4 protein-coding genes and 1 pseudogene are annotated in these 7,348 nt (G+C 56.6%); 3 read left to right on the top strand and 2 right to left on the bottom strand.

Translation table 11 applies throughout. The annotated features are described in order from the left end of the window. A pseudogene (locus DQW91_RS16000) lies at positions 1 to 241 on the top strand (calcium-binding protein); the annotation flags it as partial. Positions 242 to 524: 283 nt separating this feature from the next. Here DQW91_RS16000 and DQW91_RS16725 read toward each other — a convergent pair. Further along, complete coding sequence (locus DQW91_RS16725; protein ID WP_157961485.1) at positions 525 to 746, bottom strand: hypothetical protein; 222 nt, start codon at positions 744 to 746, stop codon at positions 525 to 527. Positions 747 to 770: 24 nt separating this feature from the next. Here DQW91_RS16725 and DQW91_RS17265 point away from each other — a divergent pair, with 24 nt between their 5' ends. Both DQW91_RS17265 and DQW91_RS17260 read left to right on the top strand, forming a co-directional pair. Next, positions 771 to 902: a hypothetical protein gene (locus DQW91_RS17265; RefSeq protein WP_281024047.1), complete on the top strand. Its 132-nt coding sequence runs from the start codon at positions 771 to 773 to the stop codon at positions 900 to 902. A 642-nt stretch (positions 903 to 1,544) separates the two neighbouring features. Beyond that, positions 1,545 to 5,507, top strand: a complete 3,963-nt coding sequence (locus DQW91_RS17260; RefSeq protein WP_198411892.1) for a cadherin domain-containing protein — start codon at positions 1,545 to 1,547, stop codon at positions 5,505 to 5,507. Between the two features lie 249 nt (positions 5,508 to 5,756). Here DQW91_RS17260 and DQW91_RS15985 read toward each other — a convergent pair whose 3' ends face one another. Continuing rightward, complete coding sequence (locus DQW91_RS15985) at positions 5,757 to 7,325, bottom strand: calcium-binding protein (protein ID WP_112664653.1); 1,569 nt, start codon at positions 7,323 to 7,325, stop codon at positions 5,757 to 5,759. Positions 7,326 to 7,348 lie beyond the last annotated feature (23 nt).

Below are 7,348 nucleotides of genomic sequence, written 5' to 3'. Positions count from 1 at the left end.
GGACGACACGATCCATCTCGCCAGGAGCGCGTTCACCAAGCTGGCGAAGAAGGGCGTGCTCAAGTCCGGTGAGTTCTATCAGGGCACGAAGGCGCACGATCACGACGACCGGATCATCTACGACAAGAAGACGGGGGCGCTGTACTACGATGCCGACGGCACCGGATCACAGGCCCAGATCCAGATCGCAACCCTCTCCAAGAACCTCAAGATGACTTACAAGGACTTCTTCGTGGTCTGATCCGAGTGCCTCCATCCCAGACAAGAGTACTGAGCCGTTCAGGATCTACGCAGATTTTGGGTACTCAAAACTTGCCGCCTACGCGCTTGGGCTGGGCTTCGGGGTGCTCGCAACACTCTGCACGAACCATGGCAGGTCTGCGGATAGGGTTGGCAAAGAGTTGGACGCGGCTGGAAAGGGGAGGTGTCATGATCGGAAACGTCTCCTGGGCCTTCGAATGGCAACGTACCGGTGACGGCGAAAGTCATCAGATGTTTCGAAATCTCATTATGAGAAGGTACTTTCAATCATGAATACAAGATGTCTTTTCGCTGCTGCGCTCTGCCTGCTTGCTGTGGGTTGTAACAGCAGCGATGCCCGAATGAGTGCGCTGCGCGCCGACATGGCCAGTCGCCAGGCCGCTGCCGAAGTGGCGGCCAGCCGCCCCGATGCCACACCAGAAGATATAGAACGCGCCAAGGGCTATGCCTCTGCGCAATCGTGCATCGATCAGCTTCAGGCCCATTCGCGAGCCACGCAGGCGGCAAACATGGCGACGAACGGTGCGATGGCTGCCGTCAGTCTTGCCGGACCGGGCGGCGCACTGGCGGCTCGCACGATGGGGGCGGCGAGCGGCATGGCGACACAAAGCCAGGGACATTACACAGTGGCCTGTTACTAATGCGCTGATCCCTAAAAACTGGATCGCTTCATTGGAATTCTCAGCGTCGCTGAAACGCGGTTCCAGCGCCACGATTGCGCCGTCAGGCAAGCCCTGACACAGACCGTCGTAACGGATCGGGCGCTTTCGGCGCAGCGACACGGAATCACCGTCGCCTGGCTGTCGGATGCAGCGGTACCGCATCGGCATCGTAGCTTTTGCCGGCGAACAGATACTTGAGCATGGTCGCATATCGCTAAGTAATGCTCCAGCTTCGGGCTGCGTTCGCGCGCGATAGGGGCCGCCAAAGCCGCGTCGAGCGCCGAGTCGTTAAGCGAATCGAACAAAAGCTATTCGTTCGCGGAGTTTCTCAGATCGAGTGCCATGCCATGACTGTCGGTCAATAACTAAGACAGTTTAGTCGGGGCAAGCATGGTTCAAGTTGTGAAGTGGGGTTCCGAGACCAAGGTCAGCAACTCCGGGACATTTTTGTCATCGACGTCGGCAATCAGTGGGCAGACGGGCACGACGATCAGAGCCTATGTGTCCCCCACGGATAATTCAGTTTGGTTCAGAGCTCATGACTATCGGGGCTCGCCTGTCGGCGGCGCCGATCAATGGGTTGGCTCCGGAGGGCTAACCCAAAACGACCCGAGCCCCATCGTGACGGCCTTGTCTGACGGCAGGTTTCTGCTGACATGGGACGTCATGGGCGCGCAGTCGAGGGAGGTTCGGGCTCAGTTGATCGGTGCCGATGGCAAGCTGATTGGTTCCTCGACCGTCATTTCGGACGGTACGGGCATTTATCACAACCTCTCAAGCGTCTCGGCACTCCCGTCTGGCGGGTTTACCGTCGCATGGAGCGGTGACAGCGTTTCTACCTTCGACGCGAATCTATACCGGACCGGCACCGACATCAAATGGGGCGCGGGCTTCAAGGCACAGTCCGGAGCCGCGCATCTTGCGACGTTGACGAGTGGCAAGAGCGTCGTCGCCTACAGCAACCACATTCCGGGGTCGGCGGATGCAGAGCCATTCTATGGCGTCACGATCAACATCATTGACAATGTGGGACGCAAAGCGTCCGAACCTCTGTATCTCCCTGCTGAGGGGCGTGCCAGTGGTGTAACCGTTTCTGCCTTGCAGTTTGACCGTTTCGTCGTCACGTGGCGCACAGACGGTGGCGAACTGTGCGGTCAGATCTTCTCCGGTACCGGAAGCTCGGTGCTGAGCAGTTTCACTATCGGCACAACGGGCCCCGGACAACAGAGCGATCCCGCAACGACAGCCTTATCCGACGGGCGTTTCGTGGTGACCTGGGTCGACTCGAGCGCGACAGGCGGCGATACGTCCGGCACATCCATTCGCGCACAGGTTTTCTATGCGGATGGCCGCAAATACGGCACGGAATTCTTGGTCAACACCTCAACCGCCGGCGACCAACTCGATCCCCAGATCTCGGCCTTTCAGGATGGCCGATTTGCGATCAGTTGGACCGACAAGGCAGGAGATGCCAGCGGTACCTCCATCATCCGTTCGCAGATCTTCGATCCACGCGCCGAGAGTGGTCTCGTGCATTGGACAGGGACCGACAAGTCGGAAGCTTATGCCGGACGCGCGGGTGACGATTATGTTCAGGGTTTAGGAGGAGACGACATACTGTCGGGCGAGGGAGGAAACGACCAGCTTTTCGATGGTACTGGGGCTGACACTCTCTTGGGAGGCAGCGGCGATGACATCCTCGTTGCGAGCACTCTGGTATATGATGCAGGCGTTGTCGATGTCCTCGACGGTGGCGAGGGCTTTGATATCGCCCAAAGTGAGCATCAAGGTAATTGGTTTGTTGTCGACCTGAAGACAGGCAGCAACAACATGAACATGAAGCTCATCTCCATCGAAGGCTTTATCGGCGGTGCGACTAGCAACGACCGCATCAGCGGAAGCGATGTCGCCAACGATCTTCGTGGACGCGGTGGAAACGACACACTGTCAGGCCTATTGGGCAATGACACCCTCGACGGTGGCGATGGAGACGACGTCCTGGATGGCGGCGACGGCAAGGACCGCATGACAGGCGGGCTCGGCAACGACGTCTATTATGTAGACGATTCCGCCGACATCGTGGTGGAGGCTGCCAATGCAGGCATCGATACAGTCTATACAAGTGTCAGCTATGATATCCGAAGCACAGACGTGGAGACGCTCACGGCGACCGGAACGGGCAACATCGCACTAACCGGCAACAGCCTCGACAATACCATCAAAGGCAATGCAGGAGACAACCTGCTGGACGGGGGTGATGGTTTTGACACGCTGATTGGCGGGGCAGGCAATGACACCTACATTATTAGAGACAAGTACACTGCCAATGGGTGGGAGTATATCTCCGATACAATCCGCGAGGATGCCGATGGTGGGATCGACACGGTCTTGACCGAATGGGGTGGAGAACTCCCCGACAATGTCGAGAACATGATTGCCCTGCCATCATCGACCGTCGCGATGGATCTCATCGGCAATCGGTTAGCCAATCACCTCGTCGGCAATGCTGCCGACAACTCCCTCTACACAGGCACTTACATACCGGGTGAAACCCTAGACACCTTGGAAGGCGGCAAGGGAAACGACACCTATTATGTGGGTTTTGAGGATGTTCTCATCGTAGAGAAAGCTGGGGAAGGTATCGACACCGTACAGCTAAGGGGCAATATCGGCGTCCCTTCGTTTGCTCTTCGCGAAGGTTCCGAAGTCGAGATCATTCGTGCTGATGACCGCTCCACGCTAGGTGTTACTATCACCGGAAATAGCTATGGCCAGTCCATCTATGGTGGGTCAGGCGATGACGCTCTAGACGGCGGCGGTGGTGGGGATACGCTGATTGGCGGTTTCGGCAAGGACACCTATCATGTGCGTTCCTTGGATAACGTTATTGTTGAGATTGATCCATACCCCGAGCTCTATCGCGAGACGGACACTGTCATTGCCCATTTAGACTACACTCTGAGTTCAGCTGTCTCGATAGAGATTCTCCGCGCGGCTAGCGAAGCTGGTTCTCTCTCGCTCACCGGCAACTCCAGCGCCAACACGCTGGTCGGTAACGATTCCGGCAATACGCTTTCCGGCGGCGGCGGTCTCGACACTCTCCAAGGTGGCAAAGGGAGTGACCGCTTCGAGGTCGATGCCGACGACGTGGTGGAAGATGCGGGAGGCCGCGACACTCTCGTAGCGATGGCGTCCGGTGTTTACACGCTTGCGAGCGGGATCGAAAACGCTGTCGCGCGCGATGGCATCGCCGGAATTTATCTGACCGGTAATGGCGGCGCCAACGTTCTGTCGGGCAACAGCCTGTCGAACACTCTTTCGGGAGCAGGCGGCGATGACGATCTGCGGGGACGGGATGGTGACGACGTTCTCCAGGGTGGTGAGGGCGACGATAATCTCGAGGGCGGCGCTGGCGCCGACCAACTGATAGGTGGTGCCGGCATCGATACGGCCGATTACGCGGGTGCCAAGACGAGATTGACCGTTAGCCTCGATGATCCGACCCAGAATACGGGTGAAGCCACAGGCGACACGTTCTCATCGATCGAGAACATTGTCGGTTCTGACTATGCCGACCTACTCATTGGATCGAACGGTGCGGCCAATACCCTTTCCGGTGGCCTCGGCAACGATACGCTGATCGGTATGGGCGGCAATGATGTCCTGAGAGGTGGCGGGGGCAAGAACACGGCGGTCTATGAGGGCAGCTTCTCCAGCTACACGATCATCACCCAAGCCGACGGATCGTTGCGAGTCTCCGACAGCGTCAAGTCACGCGGGGGCACCGACATTCTCGTGGATGTCCAGGAGCTCAAATTTGCCGATCTGATGTTCCGAACCGCCAATCGCGAACCGACGGAACTCGCTTTGTCCTCCAGTCTGGTCAAGGAAAACACCTTGGCCTCCACGATCGTTGCTACATTGTCGGCCGTCGATATGGACGGGGACGACATCCGTTACACGCTTGTCACGACGGATAGCCCTTTTGCCATCGATGGCAACAACCTCATTCTGGCCGGAAGTTTGGATTACGAAACCAAGGCCCAATACAACGTCACCATCAAGGCCCATAACGGCTATGGGGCGGGAACCGTCAAAACTTTTACCTTCGATGTTCTCGACATCTTCGAGCCTGCCACTGCCGATGCGGTTGACACACAAGGCAATCAAATTCTGCAAGGCGGCAAAGCAAATGATCGTCTTCAGGGGAGCGATGGCAACGACAAGCTCTACGGTCGCGTGGGCAAGGACATACTGACCGGAGGTTTGGGTCAGGACATCTTCGTGTTCGATACCAAGCCGGGACGGAAAAACATCGACAAGATCACGGATTTCGAGGTGAAGGACGATACGATCCATCTAGCCAAACCGGTGTTCAAGAAGATGGCGAAGAAGGGTGTGATCAAGAGTTCGGAGTTCTACAAGGGCACCCAGGCGCACGATAAGGATGATCACATCATCTACAATAAGAAGACGGGTGCGTTGTACTACGATGCCGACGGCACCGGCGCGCAGGCTCAGGTCCAGATCGCCACGCTCTCCAAGAACCTCAAGCTCACCTATAGAGACTTCTTCGTGATCTGATCCCACGGCCGAAGTTCAAGGAAACCTTGATCCTAGGATGCGATCCCCCCGCTGGCTCAGCGCTCGCGCCAGCGGCATGGGTCTGTTGATCGGCACTGGACGGGCCTGGTGGACTCTGCGTGCCAAGGCAAGCGCTCAAACAGGCGCTGTCAAAGTATTTTCAGAATGGTCGCGCGGCGTTATCAGGGCGCCGCAGTCGGGCGGACGCACGAGTTAACGGGACAACACCGCTTTTTTGCGCGAGAGTACTTAGATCAAGAAGTCCAGCTCTGTGAGCTTTAATCCCTTGGTGAGCTTTGCGAAAAGGATTGCCTTGATCTCGCCAGATCCATCCGCATCATAGTATAGTCTTCCCGTGCGGGGGTTATAAATAATCCGATCATCGGCATCAGCAGCTTTCTGGCCTACACAGAAAGCTGCTGCATCTAGAACCTTGTGGCCAGTGATCTCCTTGAACACGGCCTTGCTAAGGCGGAAGGAGTCATCCTTCACGCGAAAATCCAGGACTTTGTCGACGTTCTTTTTATTCAGTTCGGTATTGAATACGAATATGTCGCGACCGCGGCCTCCTTTTAATGTGTCGGAACCGCCGAGGCCGTTGATAGTGTTGGCGCCAGCATTGCCCTCAATGATGTTGGCATAACCGTTACCTTTCAGATTAAGAGCGGATTTGCCCTTCGGATCCACGGTGCGCAGAAGTTCGATCTCGGCTGCAGAGGTAAGGTCATAGGAACCGGACGCGATAACGACGTCAAAACCCTCACCGTCCGCTTCGAACAGGACGTCGTTGGGATTGTCTACATTGTAGAGATCATTGCCATGACCTCCGCAAAGAACGTCTGGTCCCCTACCACCGTCTAAAAGGTCGTTCCCCAAACCTCCTTCAATATAGTCGGCGCCGTCCCCACCATTGAGCACATCGTCTTCGTCTCCCCCGAAGAGGTTGTCGGCCTGCGCGCCGCCGTCGATAGTGTCGTTACCCTTGCCTCCGTCAAGGATATCGGTTCCCTCATCACCTGTGATCAGGTCATTTCCCGAGCCACCATCAATATGATCGGCGCCGTCTCCTCCTGACAGTGTATCATTGTCGCCTCTGCCGCTGATACGATCGCTTCCCGCACCAGCGTTGATGATGTCTGCAAGCCCCCCTCCGGCGAGAACATCATCACCAGAGCCAGAATAGAATTCCATTCTTTCAAACCCGCTCAGGCGCGTTCCATCGAGCATCGTCGTAGTGTCCTTGACCAAAACGTCGAACACAAAAGAGAGCTCCTGATCGGAACGATCGATAATGAGGTAATCAATGCCGTCACCGCCGATCAAGATCTCCATCGCACCGCCCGTCGGACCCTGCCCGAGTCTGCTGATCACCAGATCATCTCCGTCCCCTGCGGCGATGTAATCTGCACCCTCTCCTCCATCTAGCGTGTCGTTGCCGCCCTCGGACAAAATGACCTGATTACCAGCTCCGCCGATCACCTCGTCATCGCTTGCGAGAAGGTATCTCAACAAGGCGCCCGGACTACCTTCGAGGCGCAATCTCTCAACTTGCGGCAAAGTTAAACCTGGTGCTAACCCGGTTACCGTGACGGCTACGATGCCGTTTTTAACAAGAGAGAAGCCAGTAAGGATGCCGCTGCTCGGGACGCCAGGGGCCGAATATGTAAAATCGGCCCCTTCAAGTCGAAGCAACGTGAACCTCGCATCTCCAATTTCGAATACGCTGGAGATCGCTGTCGTAACCAGGTCGATCTCGTTCGGAATGTTCAAGAGCGCATCGTTTGGGTCGATGCTCTGGTTGAATGTAATCTTCGCCATGATTGATCCGTCGGTGCTGCTAT

The organism is Microvirga flavescens, from assembly GCF_003290125.1.
Taxonomy (GTDB): domain Bacteria; phylum Pseudomonadota; class Alphaproteobacteria; order Rhizobiales; family Beijerinckiaceae; genus Microvirga; species Microvirga flavescens.
Note: the sequence above shows the minus strand (reverse complement) of the source record. Positions and strands in the feature narration are given on the sequence as shown.